At 56.5% G+C, this 15,768-nt stretch carries 16 protein-coding genes; all 16 read right to left on the minus strand.

Going from position 1 to position 15,768, the window contains the following annotated elements:
* Window positions 1-206: 206 nt before the first annotated feature.
* Window positions 207-1,832 (minus strand): heme anaerobic degradation radical SAM methyltransferase ChuW/HutW, encoded by a 1,626-nt coding sequence (hutW, locus tag RWS31_RS03120; RefSeq protein ID WP_314596021.1) that lies wholly within the window; start codon window positions 1,830-1,832, stop codon window positions 207-209.
* Window positions 1,833-1,843: 11 nt separating this feature from the next.
* A complete protein-coding gene (locus RWS31_RS03125; RefSeq protein WP_314596023.1) occupies window positions 1,844-2,359 on the minus strand; it encodes a flavodoxin family protein in 516 nt (171 codons plus the stop codon).
* A gap of 169 nt (window positions 2,360-2,528) precedes the next feature.
* Window positions 2,529-3,365, minus strand: a complete 837-nt coding sequence (locus RWS31_RS03130) for a TonB family protein (RefSeq protein ID WP_314596024.1) — start codon at window positions 3,363-3,365, stop codon at window positions 2,529-2,531.
* A 19-nt stretch (window positions 3,366-3,384) separates the two neighbouring features.
* Window positions 3,385-3,789, minus strand: a complete 405-nt coding sequence (locus RWS31_RS03135; protein WP_006191263.1) for a biopolymer transporter ExbD — start codon at window positions 3,787-3,789, stop codon at window positions 3,385-3,387.
* Window positions 3,786-4,400: a MotA/TolQ/ExbB proton channel family protein gene (locus RWS31_RS03140; RefSeq protein WP_314596026.1), complete on the minus strand. Its 615-nt coding sequence runs from the start codon at window positions 4,398-4,400 to the stop codon at window positions 3,786-3,788. The genes RWS31_RS03135 and RWS31_RS03140 overlap by 4 nt, the downstream gene beginning before the upstream one ends.
* Window positions 4,401-4,489: 89 nt before the next feature.
* Complete coding sequence (locus RWS31_RS03145) at window positions 4,490-6,808, minus strand: TonB-dependent receptor (protein ID WP_314596028.1); 2,319 nt, start codon at window positions 6,806-6,808, stop codon at window positions 4,490-4,492.
* A gap of 549 nt (window positions 6,809-7,357) precedes the next feature.
* Window positions 7,358-8,086, minus strand: coding sequence for a ribonuclease III (gene rnc, locus RWS31_RS03150; protein ID WP_314596030.1), 729 nt, complete (start codon window positions 8,084-8,086; stop codon window positions 7,358-7,360).
* Window positions 8,083-9,327 carry a beta-ketoacyl-ACP synthase II gene (fabF, locus tag RWS31_RS03155; protein WP_314596032.1) on the minus strand — a complete coding sequence of 415 codons (1,245 nt, stop codon included), beginning with the start codon at window positions 9,325-9,327 and terminating at the stop codon, window positions 8,083-8,085. The genes rnc and fabF overlap by 4 nt, the downstream gene beginning before the upstream one ends.
* Before the next feature lie 59 nt (window positions 9,328-9,386).
* The gene (locus RWS31_RS03160) at window positions 9,387-10,331 is read right to left on the minus strand and encodes a nitronate monooxygenase (protein WP_314596286.1); all 945 of its coding nucleotides are present in this window, start codon (window positions 10,329-10,331) and stop codon (window positions 9,387-9,389) included.
* Window positions 10,332-10,741: 410 nt separating this feature from the next.
* Complete coding sequence (locus tag RWS31_RS03165; protein WP_006191257.1) at window positions 10,742-10,987, minus strand: acyl carrier protein; 246 nt, start codon at window positions 10,985-10,987, stop codon at window positions 10,742-10,744.
* Window positions 10,988-11,055: 68 nt separating this feature from the next.
* The gene (gene fabG / locus RWS31_RS03170) at window positions 11,056-11,799 is read right to left on the minus strand and encodes a 3-oxoacyl-[acyl-carrier-protein] reductase (protein WP_314596033.1); all 744 of its coding nucleotides are present in this window, start codon (window positions 11,797-11,799) and stop codon (window positions 11,056-11,058) included.
* A 1-nt stretch (window position 11,800) separates the two neighbouring features.
* Window positions 11,801-12,745, minus strand: a complete 945-nt coding sequence (gene fabD / locus RWS31_RS03175) for an ACP S-malonyltransferase (RefSeq protein WP_314596035.1) — start codon at window positions 12,743-12,745, stop codon at window positions 11,801-11,803.
* Between the two features lie 46 nt (window positions 12,746-12,791).
* The gene (fabK, locus tag RWS31_RS03180) at window positions 12,792-13,739 is read right to left on the minus strand and encodes an enoyl-[acyl-carrier-protein] reductase FabK (RefSeq protein ID WP_314596037.1); all 948 of its coding nucleotides are present in this window, start codon (window positions 13,737-13,739) and stop codon (window positions 12,792-12,794) included.
* A gap of 24 nt (window positions 13,740-13,763) precedes the next feature.
* Window positions 13,764-14,834 (minus strand): phosphate acyltransferase PlsX, encoded by a 1,071-nt coding sequence (gene plsX / locus RWS31_RS03185; protein ID WP_314596039.1) that lies wholly within the window; start codon window positions 14,832-14,834, stop codon window positions 13,764-13,766.
* A gap of 132 nt (window positions 14,835-14,966) precedes the next feature.
* Complete coding sequence (gene rpmF, locus RWS31_RS03190; RefSeq protein ID WP_009644988.1) at window positions 14,967-15,146, minus strand: 50S ribosomal protein L32; 180 nt, start codon at window positions 15,144-15,146, stop codon at window positions 14,967-14,969.
* 27 nt (window positions 15,147-15,173) lie between these two features.
* Window positions 15,174-15,674, minus strand: a complete 501-nt coding sequence (locus RWS31_RS03195; protein WP_314596041.1) for a DUF177 domain-containing protein — start codon at window positions 15,672-15,674, stop codon at window positions 15,174-15,176.
* Window positions 15,675-15,768 lie beyond the last annotated feature (94 nt).

The following is a 15,768-nucleotide window of genomic DNA, read 5'->3' on the forward strand; positions in this document are numbered from 1 at the left end:
CGAGACTGCGGGGCGCTTCAAAATTTTCACCTTTCGGAAGGGAAAAACCACCCTTATAGCTTTCAATAGTATATGAATAAAATGGAAAAGTCAAGAAAAGAAAGGCAGGGCAAGCCGTAAAACGACTACACCCTACCCTGAGAAGCGTGAAGAAATTCCGTGCCAATCGGACGGACTTCCTTCTTTCGCACCGCCCCGAAAAATCCCTATTTCTCCTCGACTTTCCGCTCTTCCATCATCTTCTGAAGACGCCGCATATCTTCCATCGTTGGCATGCCCTGGATGCCGACTTCCTTAGCGAACTCCTTGAGCACCTTCAAGGACGGCATACCGCCCTTCGCCATTTTCTGCATGCGCTGCATCATCTCGATGGACGGCACGCCGTTCATACCGACGCCGTGCATCTTTTCCTTCGCTTCGCCATGCTTCTTGTCCTGCGCCGCGATGCGCTCAACGCTCATCTCGTTCTCGCCCGTCAGCAGGTACTGTATGCACTCGACCGTCGTCTGCGCGATATTGACCTCCCAGAACTTTCCCGCGACCGTCAGCTCGTACTGCACGCCGTTGAAGTCGACGAGTCCGCGCTCTGCCCAAAGCTCATAGAGCCAGCGCAGGTCTTCGAGACGCTCGTCCATCGCTGTGAAGCGTGAGACGTCCATCCAGCCCTGTTCCAACATGTTGACGGCGCAGTTGGAAAACGGCTGGATCTCCGATTGCCTGACGAGACCCATGATGGGTTTCTGATTGCTCGCCACGAGCATGGCGTAAGGCTGCAGCACGCGATGCAGCATGACAGCGTAGCCTTCGAGGAAGCCGCCTGCGCTGCTACCGAAGGGGAACATCGGCACACCCTTCTTCGCAAGCGCGTTGTAGAGACTACGCTCGCGATTACTGCTAGCCCAGTGGCACATGCTGAGCTGACGCCAACCGCGCTTCTTCATGTAGTCGTGCGCGAAAGCGTACATCTTCGCCTGTTCCTTCGTCGTCGCCGCAGGATCGAGCTTGCCTTCGGCGATGCGCTTGTTGAGGTCGCTTCCTTCAAAGACGTTGAGCTGATAGAAGTCCGCGCCGTCGATGCCCGAGGCAATGAGGTCGTCGAGATCCTGCTGCCAGACCTCCATCGACTGACCAGGCAGACCGAATATGAGGTCGAGCACGACCGAGCACTGCTCGTAAGACTTCAGAAGCTTGAGCCGTTCGAGGACTTCCTCCCTCGTTTCAATCCTGCCTTGCGACTGGCGCACCTTCGTATCAAACGACTGCACGCCGAGCGAGATGCGGTTGACGCCGTTCGCGAGCCACGCCTCGATCTTCTCTGGCACGAGGTCATGGATGCGGCCTTCGAGCGTCAGCTCATAATCGTTTGCCAAGGGCAGGACGCGACGCAGCGTGCTGAGGACGCGCGCAGCATTTTCCGCCGAAAGCGATGTCGGCGTGCCGCCACCGATGAAGACGGCGTGTATGAGGCCGCCCTTGAGGCGCGGCGCGTCCTCGGACGCTTCGATCTCCTCGATCAGAGCCTCGACATAGTCATCCTCCGCCGACTGATGCGCGGCATTTTGGAAAAAGCCGCAGTAGAGGCACTTCGTCTTGCAGAATGGGATGTGGATGTATGCCGCCTGCACCTCGCCCTTCTTCGCGGGCGTGTTCATGATGCGCAGCCACGTTTCCTGCGCCTCAGCGGGCGGCACGACCTCACCGCGCACGCCTGCATGAACGACGCGCTTTCTCGGAAACGCTTCCGTCAGCGGGTCGTTCGCCGCCCTGCCGAACTGCAGCTCGCGCTGTTCCTCAGTATCGGCAGCGAACATATCTTTCAATTTATAAGCCATTACGCTTCACCTCATGAAATCTTCGCCATCGTCTCCTCGGCGAACTTCTTCGCTGCCGCCAAATCGGCCTCATCGGGATGCTTCGCCGCCTCGGCATGAAGCGCATCGCGTTCAGGCGACTGCCCATGGGCATGCCCTTTCGGATACATCTTGTACATCATCTCGATGACCTTGGGATCGACGGCGCCCTGGCAGATGAACTTGCCAACAGGCGTCTTGCCCTTGGGCAGAAGCTCTGCCGCTTTGTCCAAGCTCTCAGCTGCATGAGGCGACTTCGGATTTGCACCGAGCGTCGCGAAGAGCGCCACATGCTTGTTCCTCAGCTTCGGCAAAAGATCCGCCGTCGCCTTATCCGCCGTACCGCGGTCAACCCAGAAGCCGACAAATACGCAGTCATAGTCGGCAAGATCGGCTGGCACGTCCTTGACGGAGACCGCCTCGGTTCCTACGGGCAGACCGCTCGCAATCGCCTCGCCGACCTTCTTCGTGTTTCCCGTAAGGGACGAATATACAACAATCGTACGCATAGAAAATTCTCCTTTTTCTGAATGTAATTCATGAATATACTTAGTTCGATATTCATATTATAACATATAATCCCGCAAAGGGAAGCGGCGAGAAGAAAAATTTCTCTACCCTTTCCTCCCGCCACCCCCTGCTTTCTGCACTGCTTCCTTTGCTCTCGATGCTTCAAAGTCAGTTCAGGTAGAAGTTCACAGGCGTCGAGACCGTGACGGTCTGCCCCGTCGGATTCGGGAAACTGCCGACCGCACGCGCCGCCTCAAGTGCGGCATCGTCGAGGATGTCGCTGCCCGATGAACTGCCGAGTGAGACGCTGACGATGCTGCCGCTCGTGTCGATCGTGCAGATGACCGACGCCGATCCCTCCAAGCGGCGCTTGATCGCCATGTAAGGGTACTGCTTGTTCGCATCGATCGCTGCGCGGAAGCCCGCCGCATCGAAAGGCGACGTGCCCGTACCCGAAACATTGCCGTCGCCCGAGCCTTGTCCTGCCCCCGAGCCTTCGCCGTAGCCATGTCCGTCGCCCGTCCCCGAGCCGGAGCCGGAACCGCTGCCCGAGCCTGTGCCGCTGCCCGAGCCTGTGCCGCTGCCCGTGCCCGTGCCGCTGCCCGTGCCCTCGCCTGTACCGCCCGCCGACGAGGCAGAAGGGGCGCCGCTCGACGGCGCGCTCGTCGTCGGGCTGGGCGTGGGCGACGGCACCGCATCGGGAGTCTGTACGGGCGCAGGCTCCGTTACGACCGGCTGTGTCTGCGTCTGTGCCTGCTGCACCGTCTCCACACGCTTTGCCACTTCTTCTGGCTTCAGCGGCTCAGGAAAGGCAGCCGCGCCGCCGCCCCCGCCTTCATGCCCGCTGCCCTGGCTGAAGTTCGAAGTCGCGAGATCGACGACATACGTCTGCTGTTCTTTCTCCGCGACAATCTCCGCCAGCCCGATGGCAAAGAGCACGGCGATGACAACGTGAAGCAAGGCGGAAGCAAGGTACGCTTTTTTCCATGAAAGGTTTTGCTCCATATCTTCTTCCTTCCCTCATTCACTTTTGTTCAGCGGCAATCGACAAGCGCGTCACCCCGGAAGTCTTGAGCATGTCCATGACGGCGACGACCTGACCGTGCGCCGTACGCTTGTCCGCCTGCAGAACGACCGCCGCATTGGCGTTTTCCTGCATGTGCTGCTTCATGATCGTCGCCGATTCCTGAATGCTCACAGGCTTATTGTCGATCGTGATGTGACCTTCCTCGTCGAGCGTCATGATGATCGGCAGCTGTGCGGGCGCGGATGCGCTCTGCGCCTGAGGCAGCTGCACGGCAAGTGCCTTCTGCGCTACCGTCTGCAGACTGTTCATCATGAAGAACACGAGCAGGAAGAAGATGATATCAATCATCGGGATGATCATAAAGACCGGCTTTTTTCCCGTGCGATGCTTACTGAAGTTCATGCCTCATCCCAACTTTCTTTTTTCGCCCCGAGGACCGTCGAGCAAAGGCGCTCCGTGTCCGTGACAAGCGTATCGAGCTGATGATCGAAGTACGTATAGAAGCAGAAGGCGATAATCGCCACGCAGAGACCGCTCGCCGTCGCGACGAGCGCCTCGCCGACGCCGCCCGTGATCGCCGCCGCGCCGCCACCGTTATCAAGCACGCTGAAGGTCTGGATCATGCCCGTGACCGTGCCGAGGAGACCGAGGAGCGGCGAAATCGTGACAATAGCACTGAGATAGTCAAGATAGCGATGGAAGCTGATCGACTCCATCGACATGCGATCCTCAAAAGCACTCTTCATCGCTGCTTCCGACTTGTCATGCGCCATGCCGCTCGCGATGACTCGGCTCAGAGCCGAGGGAAACTCCGAGCAAAGCTGGCGCACGACGTCCCAGTCCTTCGCCGCAGCCGCATGATAGACGCCGTGGAAGAAGGTCTTCGATCCCTTGCGATTATTGCGGAAATAATAGAACCTCTCGACCGCAATCGCCAATGTGATCAGCGAGAGGATGAGCAGCGGATACATGACGAAGCCGCCGCTGTTAAAAAGATGAATAAAGTTTTCCATTTGTCAACCACTCCTTAAAAATTAAAAATATTCTTGGCCGCTGCATGAAGTCAAGCTTCGCCGTAAATCATGCAGCGCCCCTTGCCAACTTAGAAAGTCATGCGCATGCCTAAGCGATAGATGCGCCCCGCCATGCCGAGGTACGGATCATAGGCATTGAACAGGTTCGTGATGCCCGCATAGACCGTAGCATTCTTCGTGATGTCCTTCTCGACCATCAGATTCCAAAGGCCGTAATTTTTCTCGCGAGCAATCTTTTCACGCGTGAAGCCATGCTCAATGTCGCCTTTCATATATCTTTCTGCATCCGCTTGATTTTCAAACAGATAGTACGTTTTTCCTGTATCGCTCCCTTCTCCGGGGAACGTATAGCTCCTGCCAATGGTCTCGCCATTCTTCCCTATGATGCGTCCCGTTGCGATACGGTCACGAATATCGAGGTAATTCCAAGCGTAATCACCCCAGAATGTCGCACGCCAGCCGTTCTTGCGATCGTTGTAATTCAGCGTAAGATTGAGCATGTGACGTGCGCGCCCCTCGAGACGCTTATTCGTATCGCGGTCTTTGGCGTCAAGGAATGTATAGCCGAACTTCACGTTGAAATCTCTCGAAAACTCTCGTGTTGCTTCAAGCTCAATCCCCTGCGTACGCGCTTTGGAGATGTTCCTATAGGTGTATACGTCATCCATGGACGGAACACCCTTCACATAATCGGTCTGCTCATAGATAATGTCGTCCTTGTCACTCCATGACCCTGCACTTTTGAGTGCATTGACGACATCATCAAAATCATAGGTCGTTCCAGACCAAGGATCCTCCTTCGGATAGCGCATGAAATAATCGTAATGCGTGAAACCGTTGAGATTCTTCGATTCCTTCTCACCTGTATACATGATCTGCATATAGTCGTCGAAGTCATTTCGGAACAACGTGAGCTTGGCGCTCGTCTTCTTGTCGAAGTCCTTTTCGATGGAAAGATCCATATTTAGTGCCTTTTCAGGCTTGAGTTCAGGATTACCTTCAAACAGCCAGCCATTGCGAAAAGGCGGTTTTTGATTCAGGGAAGGCTCGTACATTTCCCAATCATGATAAAGTTCCGCAATGCCGCCCGTCGAGAAACTCGTGCCGATATTCGCCTTGACGCGAAGATCTGGACGCACCTTGTATGTCGCACCGATGGCGGGCGAGAGATTCACACCGAAATGGCTGTGGTTCGTATAGCGAAGGGACGGAACCAACAAAAGCTTCTTGCCTGCCTGCCAGCTATCCATCAGATATGCGCTGTAATAATGCAGCGTCGTATCGTAAACCGTCCCTTTCGCCGTAACCTTGGTCGGATCGGACGGATCGGACGGATTGGGACGAACATAGAGCCGCGATACTTCACGCCCAGTCTTCCCCGGCACCTTGATCCTCGTACCCTCACCGCTCTCTTCATGATAATCAGCGCCGAATGTCATATAGTGGTCATTCCCTGCCATGATTCCCATGGAGGCTTCGATGACACGATCTTCCCTGTCCAAGTAATCAAAATAGGAATGCTTGTACGGCAGACGCGGATTCAATGCGCGTGCAAAAAAATCCACGTCAGAATTATACTGTGTTCTATAAGTGCGCACGCGGAAATCCGCGCGATCGGTCTGCTTCTTCCAATCGATGCTGTAATTCCTGCGCCACGCATCCTCCTGCGCGTTCATCGTGAACATCGTGCCCAGCGGTGTATCCTTCTGCAGGTCCTCATCGAGACGGTCTGCAGAAAAGAGCAGCGATTCCCCTTTTCCGAGCGTAACTTCCATACGTGCGCTCATCGGCATGCGCTCACCGTAGTACTGCATCGACGAACCATCACTATCGTAGAGGAATGGCGCCGTCTTGCTCTTGCCGATAGAGAAGTCCATATAGATGCCTTCGCCCATATTGCCCGTCGAGAAATTGATGTTGTGGTTGTACTGGCTGCCGCCCTGGTCGAGCCATGAACCTTCCGTCGTGAGCGTAGCGCCCGCCTTATGCGGCATCTTTGTGACGATATTGATGACGCCGCCGATGGCGTCGGCGCCGTAGCGTGCCGTGCCCGAGCCGCGGATGACTTCGATGTGGTCGATGTTGTCGACGCCGAGACGGTTTGCCTCGTCCGTCGCGCCGTAATACTTGCTGAGGCCACCCGCGAGCCGCCTTCCGTCGACGAGGATCAATGTGTGGCGCGCCTCAGCCCCACGGATAGAGATGGTCTTGCGCCCCATGTTGTCCGTACCCATCTGGATGCTCTGCTCGGCAGCCAGCGCGTCGGAGAGCGTGCGCGCCCCCTTGCGGTCGAGATCCTCTCGCGTGATGATGGTCTTCGTCTCCGGCTCCTCCTTGAGAAGTTCCTTCTCATAGTTCGCCTCGACATTGACGGCTTCCGTCGTCACACGTTCTGAAGAAGAACCATTATCCCCCCCCCGCTGCACAAAGCGCTGAAGATCCCCAAAGCATCCACATCGCTGCACCAAGTGCCGCGTACCTGCGCTTTCTCAGTCTATTCCTCATTCTCATTCCATTGCCTCCATTCGTAAAGGTGAACGGCATACATCCTTGAACGCCATTCATTATTATAAATGATATTAATGATACGTTCTGTATTTTAGCATCGAGGATAAGGATTGTCAATATCTTTTTATGCTTTTTTCGAGAATATTTTTCTTTCTCCTTATGGAAAATAAAACAGTTTTCCATAAATCAATCAAGTATTCTTCAATAAATATGCATTATTTCAAATTGTGTCGCGATAATCGAAAATATATCCTATCCAGTTTTTTCGATATCCCCAGCTCTCCATTCCCATCTTATATAAATGATATTTATGCAACATAGAAATTCCCGCAGACGTAGGAGGTATTCGCAGTGCAAAACAAACGAGGCTGCACACAGGTCTTTCCAGACCCATGCACAGCCCCTTTCTTCGGGCATATATGGACTTTTCAAAGCTTCTTCATCTTGCGCAGCGCTTCTCGCGCAGCGCCCTGCTCGGCTTCCTTCTTGTTGCGCCCCTTGCCCGTGCCGTAGACCGCATCGTTAATGCGCACGGCAAACTCAAAAGTCTTGTCGTGGTCGGGTCCCGTTTCCGTCAGAAGCTCGTAGGCGATCTTGCTGTCGACGTGCTTCTGCACGACTTCCTGCAAGGTCGTCTTGTAATCTTTCATGTTCTCGCCGCTGTCGATGGTCAGAAGCTCATCGTGTAGCTGTTTGAGGACGTAGTCGTATGCCGTCTGCCAGCCGCGGTCGAGGTAAATCGCGCCGATGACCGCCTCGAAGGCGTCGGCGAGCATCGACGGGCGATGTCCGCCGCCCATCGACGCCTCGCCGTGACCGAGCAGCAGATATTCGCCGAGCTTGAGCTCCGCCGCGCGCCTTGAGAGCGTCGCCTCGCGCACGATGGAGGCGCGCGCCTTCGTCAGCTCGCCTTCGGGACGGTTGGGAAAGCGCTCGAAGAGGTAGGTGCTCGTCGCCAGTTCCAGAACGGCATCACCCAGAAACTCCAGGCGCTCGTTGTGCACAACGCCCTTGTTTTTCGCCTCGTTTGCGTAGGAGGTATGCGTGAGCGCTTCATGCAGCAGCACGATGTTCTGAAACTCGATGCCGAGATGGTCGGAAAGCTCTATGAGAGCTTCCCGGCGCGTTTTGGACAAAACCTCCGCCGCCTTTTTCATGCCTGGAACTTCTTGAGTACGAGGCAGGCGTTATGACCGCCGAAGCCGAAGGAGTTGGAGATCGCCGCGCGCACGGTCTTCTGCTTCGCCTTGTTCGGCACATAGTCGAGGTCAAGCCCCTCGTCGGGGGTTTCGTAATTAATCGTCGGCGGCAGCATGTCGTTTTCTACGGCGAGCGCCGTCGCGATGCACTCGACGCCGCCGGCGGCACCGAGGAGATGACCCGTCATGGACTTGATGGAGCTGACGGAAATATCCTTCGCCGCCGCACCAAACGTCGTCTTGATCGCCTCGGTCTCACCCTTGTCGTTCATGTGCGTCGACGTGCCGTGCGCGTTGACATAGTCGATGTCAGCGGGCGTAAGTCCCGCATCCTCGATGGCGCGCGTCATGCACTTCGCCTGATATTCACCGTGCGGCGCAGGGCTTGTGACGTGGTAGGCGTCGGCATTCGCACCGTAGCCGACAAGCTCGGCGTAGATGTGCGCACCGCGCTTCTCGGCATGCTCCAGGCTTTCCAAAACCACGAGTCCTGCACCCTCGCCCATGACGAAGCCGCTGCGGTTTTTGTCAAAGGGACGAGAGGCATGTGCAGGATCGTCGTTGTGATCGGCGCAAAGAGCCTTCATCGCGCAGAAGCCCGCGACAGCGGCCTCCGAGATGCTAGCCTCCGTACCGCCAGCGACGGCGACGTCCGCCTTGCCGATCTCGATGGCGCGGAACGCATGACCAATGCAGTCCGTACCCGTTGCACAGGCCGTCACGATGCACGCCGAAGGACCGTGCAGACCGTAAGTGATGGCGACCTGTCCAGCTGCCATGTTCGCAATCATCATCGGGATGAAGAACGGGCTGACCTTCGACGGTCCCTTGTCGAAGAGTTTCTGGTACTGGCTGTGCATCGTCTCGATGCCGCCGATGCCGGCGCCAATGAACGTACCGATGCGCTCCTTGTTCTCTTTTTCGAGATCGAGCTTCGCATCCTCGATGGCAAGCTTTGCCGCTGCGACAGCGAACTGCGTATAGCGGTCCATACGCTTCGCTTCCTTCTTGTCGATGTACGCGGCAGGATCGAAGTCCGTGACCTCGCCCGCGATCTGCGCGTGGCAGCCCGATGCATCGAAATGCGTGATCTTATCGATGCCGTTCTTTCCTGCAAGAAGCGCCTGCCAGAAGGCTTCCTTGCCGATGCCAATCGGCGTGATCGCGCCCAGACCCGTTATGACTACACGATTGCTCAAGCTATGACACCTCACTCTGTCTTTCCATAAAAACTATTTCCTCTGTCTCATGAAACTTCCTAGCCGATGGCCGCAACCTCGGCGGTCAGACGGCGGAAAATCTCCTTGACCGAAAGAATCTCCTTGATTCGGGAGATATACTCACCCGTGAAGACGAGTCCCGTTTCCACATCGCCTTGCTCGGCACGAATGAGCGCACGGATGATGCAGAAATTATGCGCGCATTCCTTGAGACAGTTGTCGCACTGCTTGGGCGGCACATTGCCCTTGAGGATGCGCTCCGCGAAGGGATTTCGGACGGCTCGCCCCGGCAGCCCCACGGGGCTGTGGATGAGGACGACGTCCTCGGGTTGCGCCTTCAAATAAAACTCCTTCAATGCGGGAGCCGCATTCGATTCCTCGCTCGCGGCGAAGCGCGAGCCCATCTGCACGCCATTGGCGCCCATCTGTATGAGATCAACAATGTCCTGACCCGTGAGAACACCGCCCGCTGCTATGACGGGAATGTCCACGGCTTTGCGGATGTCGGGAATCAGCTCGCGCACGGATGTGTCCGTACCGAGGTGACCGCCAGCTTCCTTGCCTTCGACGACGATCGCCGAGGCGCCAAGACGCTGTGAAATTTTCGCAAGTTTAACAGAGGAGACAATGGGCACGATCGGTGTTCCCGACTCCTTGCCCAGACCGAACACGTCGCGCGAAAAGCCTGCGCCCGCCACGACGAGGTCGATGCCCTCGCTGATTGCCGTCTTCACAACTCGTGCGAATTCCCGCGCCGCCACCATGATATTGATGCCGATGACGCCCTTCGTCAAAGAGCGCGCCAATCGGATCTCATAGCGCAGTTCTGCATCGCTCAAGCCCGAAGCGGCGATGAGGCCGATGCCCCCCTGACTGGCCACAGCAGCCGCCAGTTTTGCCGTCGATAGGCGAATCGCCATGCCACCTTGAATGATGGGAATCTTTGCTATCTTTTCGCCAATTTTCAGCTCCGGAAGCTTCAACTTCACTCCTCCAATCGAGGGAAGTTCTGATATCTGAGCTTCCCTAGAATATTTCTCTTTTTTGCGGAAGCTCCGATAAATTCAGCCACCCATCTTCGCACATCTGCACTGTCCTCTCGTCGTCGACAAATCCTCGACGTAGCACCGCTACGCCTGCGGTTTGTCTCCTTGCTGAGCCGTCCAAGAGTCAAGTCCGAAGGACGCAGACGATTGGGCAACGGCTCGTATGCGAAAACGTCCCAAGAATGCAAGTGCGAAGCGCGCCGCATGATTGGTTGACGTTGACCGCTATAGATACAGCGCATCTGTGCAAATCTGGGCGACCTCATTTTATCATCGCTTCCTTGAGAAAATCCCGTGAAGAAACTTCACGGGATTTTCTTCAAGAAAGGCAAGACGAGCACAGGGATTTACTTGCCCTCGTCTTCTTTGTGCTGGTCAATGTAAGTTACGACATCCTGAACGGTCTTGATCTTTTCCGCTGCCTCGTCCGGAATCTCGATTCCGAACTCCTCTTCGAATGCCATGATGAGCTCAACGATGTCCAGGGAATCTGCTCCCAGATCGTCAATAAAAGTAGAATCGATGGAAACCTCGTCCGCCTCGACGCCGAGCTGCTCCACAACGATATCCTTCACTTTATCAAAAGTCGCCACTACAATTCACCTCCCTCCGTTGTTCTCGGGATTCACTGCCTTTTTCAATGTTTCCCTCTATATTTATATCACATGACCATGCCGCCGTCTACATTGACGACCTGCCCCGTGATATAGGACGCCTGATCCGATGCGAGGAAAAGGACGGCGTTCGCCACATCCTCCGCCTCTCCCATTCTGCCGAGCGGGATATCCGTGAGCATCTTCTCCTTGACAGATTCCGGCAATCCCGCCGTCATATCCGTGCCGATGAAGCCCGGAGCGACGACGTTGACCGTGATGCCACGCGAAGCGAGCTCCTTCGCCGCCGACTTCGAGAAGCCGATGACACCCGCTTTTGCCGCCGCATAGTTCGTCTGTCCGGCGTTGCCCACAAGACCGACGACGGACGCCATGTTGACGATGCGGCCCGAACGCTTCTTCATCATGAGCTTCGAGACCGCCTTCGTGCAGTAGAACACACCCTTGAGGTTCGTATTCAGAACCTTCGTGAAGTCCTCATCTTTCATTCGCATGAGCAAGGCGTCGCGCGTGATGCCAGCATTGTTCACAAGAATGTCGATCGTGCCGAACTCCTTGACCACATTGGCGACCATCGCCTCGACAGCCGAGCTGTCTGCAATATCCGCCTGGCAAAGGATCGCCGTACCGCCCGCCGCCTCGATTGCAGTCTTGACTTCCTCGGCGGCCCTGACATTACCCGCATAGTTGATGGCAACGCGTGCGCCCTCAGCCGCGAGGCAGAGGGCGATGGCGCGTCCGATACCGCGCGACGCACCCGTCACGAGCGCCGTCTTGCCGTCTAAAAGCATATTAGCGAACCTCCTTGAAATAGTCAAGCGTTTTTTGCAAAGTTTCCAGATTTTCGACGTTCATGCTCGTAAGTTTGCGGTCGATGCGCTTATTGAAGCCACAAAGCGTCTTCCCCGGCCCCGCCTCAACGAAGGTATCGGCGCCGAACTCCTTCATCTTCAAGACGCAATCCTCCCATTTCACGGGACTCGCTGCCTGCTTGACGAGACTCTCCTTGATGTCCGCCGCCTTCGTGAGGATCTCAGCCGAGACATTGGCGACGACCGGGATCTTCGCATCGCGAATCTCGACCTTATCGAGTTCTGCGGCAAGCTTTTCCGCCGCCGGCTGCATCAAGGTGCTGTGAAACGGTGCGCTGACGGGCAGGATTACGCTCTTTCTCGCACCCGCCTCACCCAAGAGAGCCGCCGCCTTCTCGACACCCGCCATCGTTCCCGCGATGACGATCTGTCCAGGGCAGTTGAAGTTGACCGCCTGCACAGCGCCAACATCCGCCGAAACCTTCTCGCAGACCTCGACGATCTTTTCGCGCTCAAGCCCCATGACGGCCGCCATACCACCCTCACCGACCGGGACGGCTTCCTGCATGAAGGAGCCGCGCTTATGTACGAGGAGTACGGCATCAGAGAAGTCGAGTACGTCGGCTGCGACGAGTGCCGAGTATTCGCCGAGGCTGTGTCCGCCCGTGATCTCGGGCTGGATTCCATGCTCCTTGAGGATCTCGTTTGCGATCACGCTGACGGTGAGAATCGCCGGCTGCGTGTTCGCTGTTAGGCGCAGATCCTCTTCTGGACCATCGAAGCACATCGCCATGATGGAATAGCCGAGTGCCTCGTCCGCCTCACGAAACAGCTTCTTCGCCACATCATACTTCTCGTAGAAATCCTTGCCCATGCCGACCTGCTGAGCACCCTGTCCGGGGAATACGAATGCGAGCTTGTTCATCGAACCGACCTCTCTTTCATTTAGCGTGAACACCTCTTCTTTACTTTTATTTGCAATGCGCCTCGGCGCTGTTGACAGCGCCAGGCAACCCCTCCACGATATTATGGATAATGTCTGCGACGGGCAGAATATTATTGAGCATGCCCGAAATCTGTCCGATCATCACGGAGCCGTTCTCGATGTCGCCCTTGTGCGTCGCAAGGTTGAGCTTGCCTGCGCCGAGCTTGTCAAGCTCTTCCGTCGAGGCACCGCTCCGCTCCATCTCCTCGAATTCACGCGTGAGCTTATTCGCGAGGACGCGCACAGGATGACCCGTCGAGCGCCCCGTGACGACTGTCGAGCGATCACGCGCCTTCAAGACGAACTTCTTGTAGTTTTCGTGCGCGATACACTCCTTCGACAGGACGAAGCGCGTGCCCATCTGCACGCCCCATGCACCGAGGGCGAGCGCCGCCGCCATGCCGCGTGAATCACCGATACCACCCGCTGCGATGACAGGAACATCGACAGCATCGACGACCTGCGGTACGAGCGCCATCGTCGTGATCTCGCCGACGTGACCGCCCGACTCCGTACCCTCGGCAATGAGTGCGTCGACGCCCGTCCTAACGAGGCGCTTGGCAAGTGCGACAGAAGCGACGACAGGGATGACCTTGCTGCCGATCTCCTTGAGCGCTGGAATGTACTCTCCGGGATTGCCCGCTCCTGTCGTCACGACGGGCACGCGCTCATCGACGACAACCTGCATGACTTCCTTGACGAAGGGCGACATGAGCATGATATTGACGCCGAACGGCTTCTCTGTCCAGCCCTTGCACTTTTGAATTTCCGCGCGCAGGACGTCGGGCGGCATGTGTCCTGCGCCGATGATACCGAGCCCCCCGGCGTTCGAGACGGCAGAAGCAAGCTCCGCCGTGCCGATCCAAGCCATGCCTCCCTGGAAGATTGGATACTTTATCCGCAGCATCTGACAAATACGATTTTCTTCAAACATCCCTGATCCTCCTATACACCCATCTCACGATCGGACGGCTTCTGCAGCAAGCTCTTCCCCGTTCGCTGCAGGACACTTCCTGCTGTCGGCCAAGGCCGCTTCGCGTGCCAGATTTTCCTTGATATGCGTGAGGACGTCGCTCTCCACGTAGTCCTTGGCGACGCGTATGGCGCTCGCGATGGACTTCGCGTTGGACGAGCCATGCGCGATGAGACAGCAGCCACGCACACCGAGAAGGGGGGCGCCACCGTATTCCGACACGTCGATCGTCTTGCCGAGCTTCTTCAGCGCCGGCAGCAATAGGAACGCGCCGAGTCTCGCGAAAATTCCTCCATTCTTCACGGCATCCTTCGCGAGACGCACGAGCGTCTTCGCCAACCCCTCCGCAAATTTTAGCACAACATTGCCGACAAATCCATCACAAACGACGACATCAAAATTCCCCTTGGGAATGTCCCGCCCTTCCGCGTTGCCGCAGAAGTTCACCGTCGTCATGGACTTCAATAGCGGGTACGTCGCCTGCGCCTGTTCGTTGCCCTTCGTCTCTTCCTCGCCGATATTCAGCAGACCGACGCGCGGCTTCTCTATGCCGAAGACATGCTCAGCGTAAAGCGCGCCCATGATGGCGCCCTGCACAAGATGCTTAGGCTTGCTGTCGACGTTCGCTCCCGAATCGAGGAGGAGCGTCACGCCCTTTGGCGTCGGCATCGGCGTCGCGATTGTCGGGCGATCCGCGCCCGCAATGCGTCCGAGGATAAACTGCGCCGCCGCCACTGCGCCGCCTGTCGAGCCGGCGGAGAGCACGGCATCGCAGGCACCTTCCTTGACGAGCCGCGTCGCGACGACGACGGAAGAGTCCTTCTTTTTGCGCACGGCAGTGACGGGATGTTCCCCCATCTCTATGACCTCGCTCGCGTGCAGCACAGAAATGCCCAAGTTCTGCCAGCCTTCCTCTTTGGCAAGAACCCGCATGATCTTCTTCTCATCCCCGACGAGAACGATCTCGCAGCCATATTCCTTCGCAGCCCGAACTGCACCGAAGACGATCTGCTCCGGCGCATAATCCCCGCCCATGGCATCCACTGCAATCTTCACGAACGATCTTTCCTCCCCAGACACATGCCTCATTCTAGTATCTTCGCTGTCTTTGCGATAATTCCTTTTAAGAATATAAAATAAAAGAATGAGCAGGACATAATCGCTTACATCCTGCTCACCCCAAATTTCTTACTCGTCCGCAGCAACGACTTCTCTGCCATCGTAGTAACCGCACTCGGGGCAAACACGATGGGGCATCTTCGGCTCATGACATTGCGGGCACGAAACGAAGCCAGGAGCCGTGAGCTTCCAATTCGCACGGCGCGAATCGCGGCGTGCTTTCGACATCTTACGCTTAGGTACTGCCATTCGGGAAACACCTCCTTACTGTGTGCATCAAATCTTCTGCTTCTTCAAAAGCTGCTCCAAAGCCGCAAGCCTCGGATCAGGCACGGCACGGTCACAGCCGCACTCACCCTCATTGAGGTTTGCACCACATTTTGGGCAAAGCCCGAGACAATCCGGCCGACAAACATTGTGAATCGGCTGAGCAGCAAGAAGCGTATCCCGAATCAGCGGCGAAATGTCCATCTTGTCGTCAACGATAGAAAGACCGCTTTCGTCGTCCGTTCGTCGGACTTCTTCATCAAACGCATAATTCTCCTCAGCGGAGAAATGCTCAAGGCATCGATCGCAGACGGCTTTTCTTTCGCAGCGCACGCAACCTGTGAGCCGGTAGGCCTCGCCCGTGTGGAGAATTTCGCCCGTGACCTCGACAGGCCCTTCTATGCGGCAATCCTCCGGCTCGGCATCAAGCTCTTCTGCCGTCGTGACAAACGAAAAAGAAACGCCCCTGCCCATCGCGGCGTTTGCATCAGCAATACAAACCATCATCATTCTGCATCGACCTCAAGGTATTATAGCAAGGCGTATTTTATTTGTCAAGAAAATGCCAGGAGACCTTCCGCTTGCCACTCCTGCGGATGCCTGC

Origin of the sequence: uncultured Selenomonas sp. (genome assembly GCF_963528755.1) — a bacterium.
In the GTDB taxonomy this organism is placed as follows: Bacteria; Bacillota; Negativicutes; order Selenomonadales; family Selenomonadaceae; genus Selenomonas.

Excerpts from the sequence above, each read along its gene's own strand:
- hutW (WP_314596021.1), bottom strand. The coding sequence starts at position 1,832 with ATGGCTTATAAATTGAAAGATATGTTCGCTGCCGATACTGAGGAACAG.
- RWS31_RS03125 (WP_314596023.1), bottom strand. The coding sequence starts at position 2,359 with ATGCGTACGATTGTTGTATATTCGTCCCTTACGGGAAACACGAAGAAG.
- fabK (WP_314596037.1), bottom strand. The coding sequence starts at position 13,739 with ATGTTTGAAGAAAATCGTATTTGTCAGATGCTGCGGATAAAGTATCCA.
- RWS31_RS03130 (WP_314596024.1), bottom strand. The coding sequence starts at position 3,365 with ATGGAGCAAAACCTTTCATGGAAAAAAGCGTACCTTGCTTCCGCCTTG.
- rpmF (WP_009644988.1), bottom strand. The coding sequence starts at position 15,146 with ATGGCAGTACCTAAGCGTAAGATGTCGAAAGCACGCCGCGATTCGCGC.
- fabD (WP_314596035.1), bottom strand. The coding sequence starts at position 12,745 with ATGAACAAGCTCGCATTCGTATTCCCCGGACAGGGTGCTCAGCAGGTC.
- RWS31_RS03135 (WP_006191263.1), bottom strand. The coding sequence starts at position 3,789 with ATGAACTTCAGTAAGCATCGCACGGGAAAAAAGCCGGTCTTTATGATC.
- rnc (WP_314596030.1), bottom strand. The coding sequence starts at position 8,086 with ATGAAAAAGGCGGCGGAGGTTTTGTCCAAAACGCGCCGGGAAGCTCTC.
- RWS31_RS03195 (WP_314596041.1), bottom strand. The coding sequence starts at position 15,674 with ATGATGATGGTTTGTATTGCTGATGCAAACGCCGCGATGGGCAGGGGC.
- RWS31_RS03140 (WP_314596026.1), bottom strand. The coding sequence starts at position 4,400 with ATGGAAAACTTTATTCATCTTTTTAACAGCGGCGGCTTCGTCATGTAT.
- fabG (WP_314596033.1), bottom strand. The coding sequence starts at position 11,799 with ATGCTTTTAGACGGCAAGACGGCGCTCGTGACGGGTGCGTCGCGCGGT.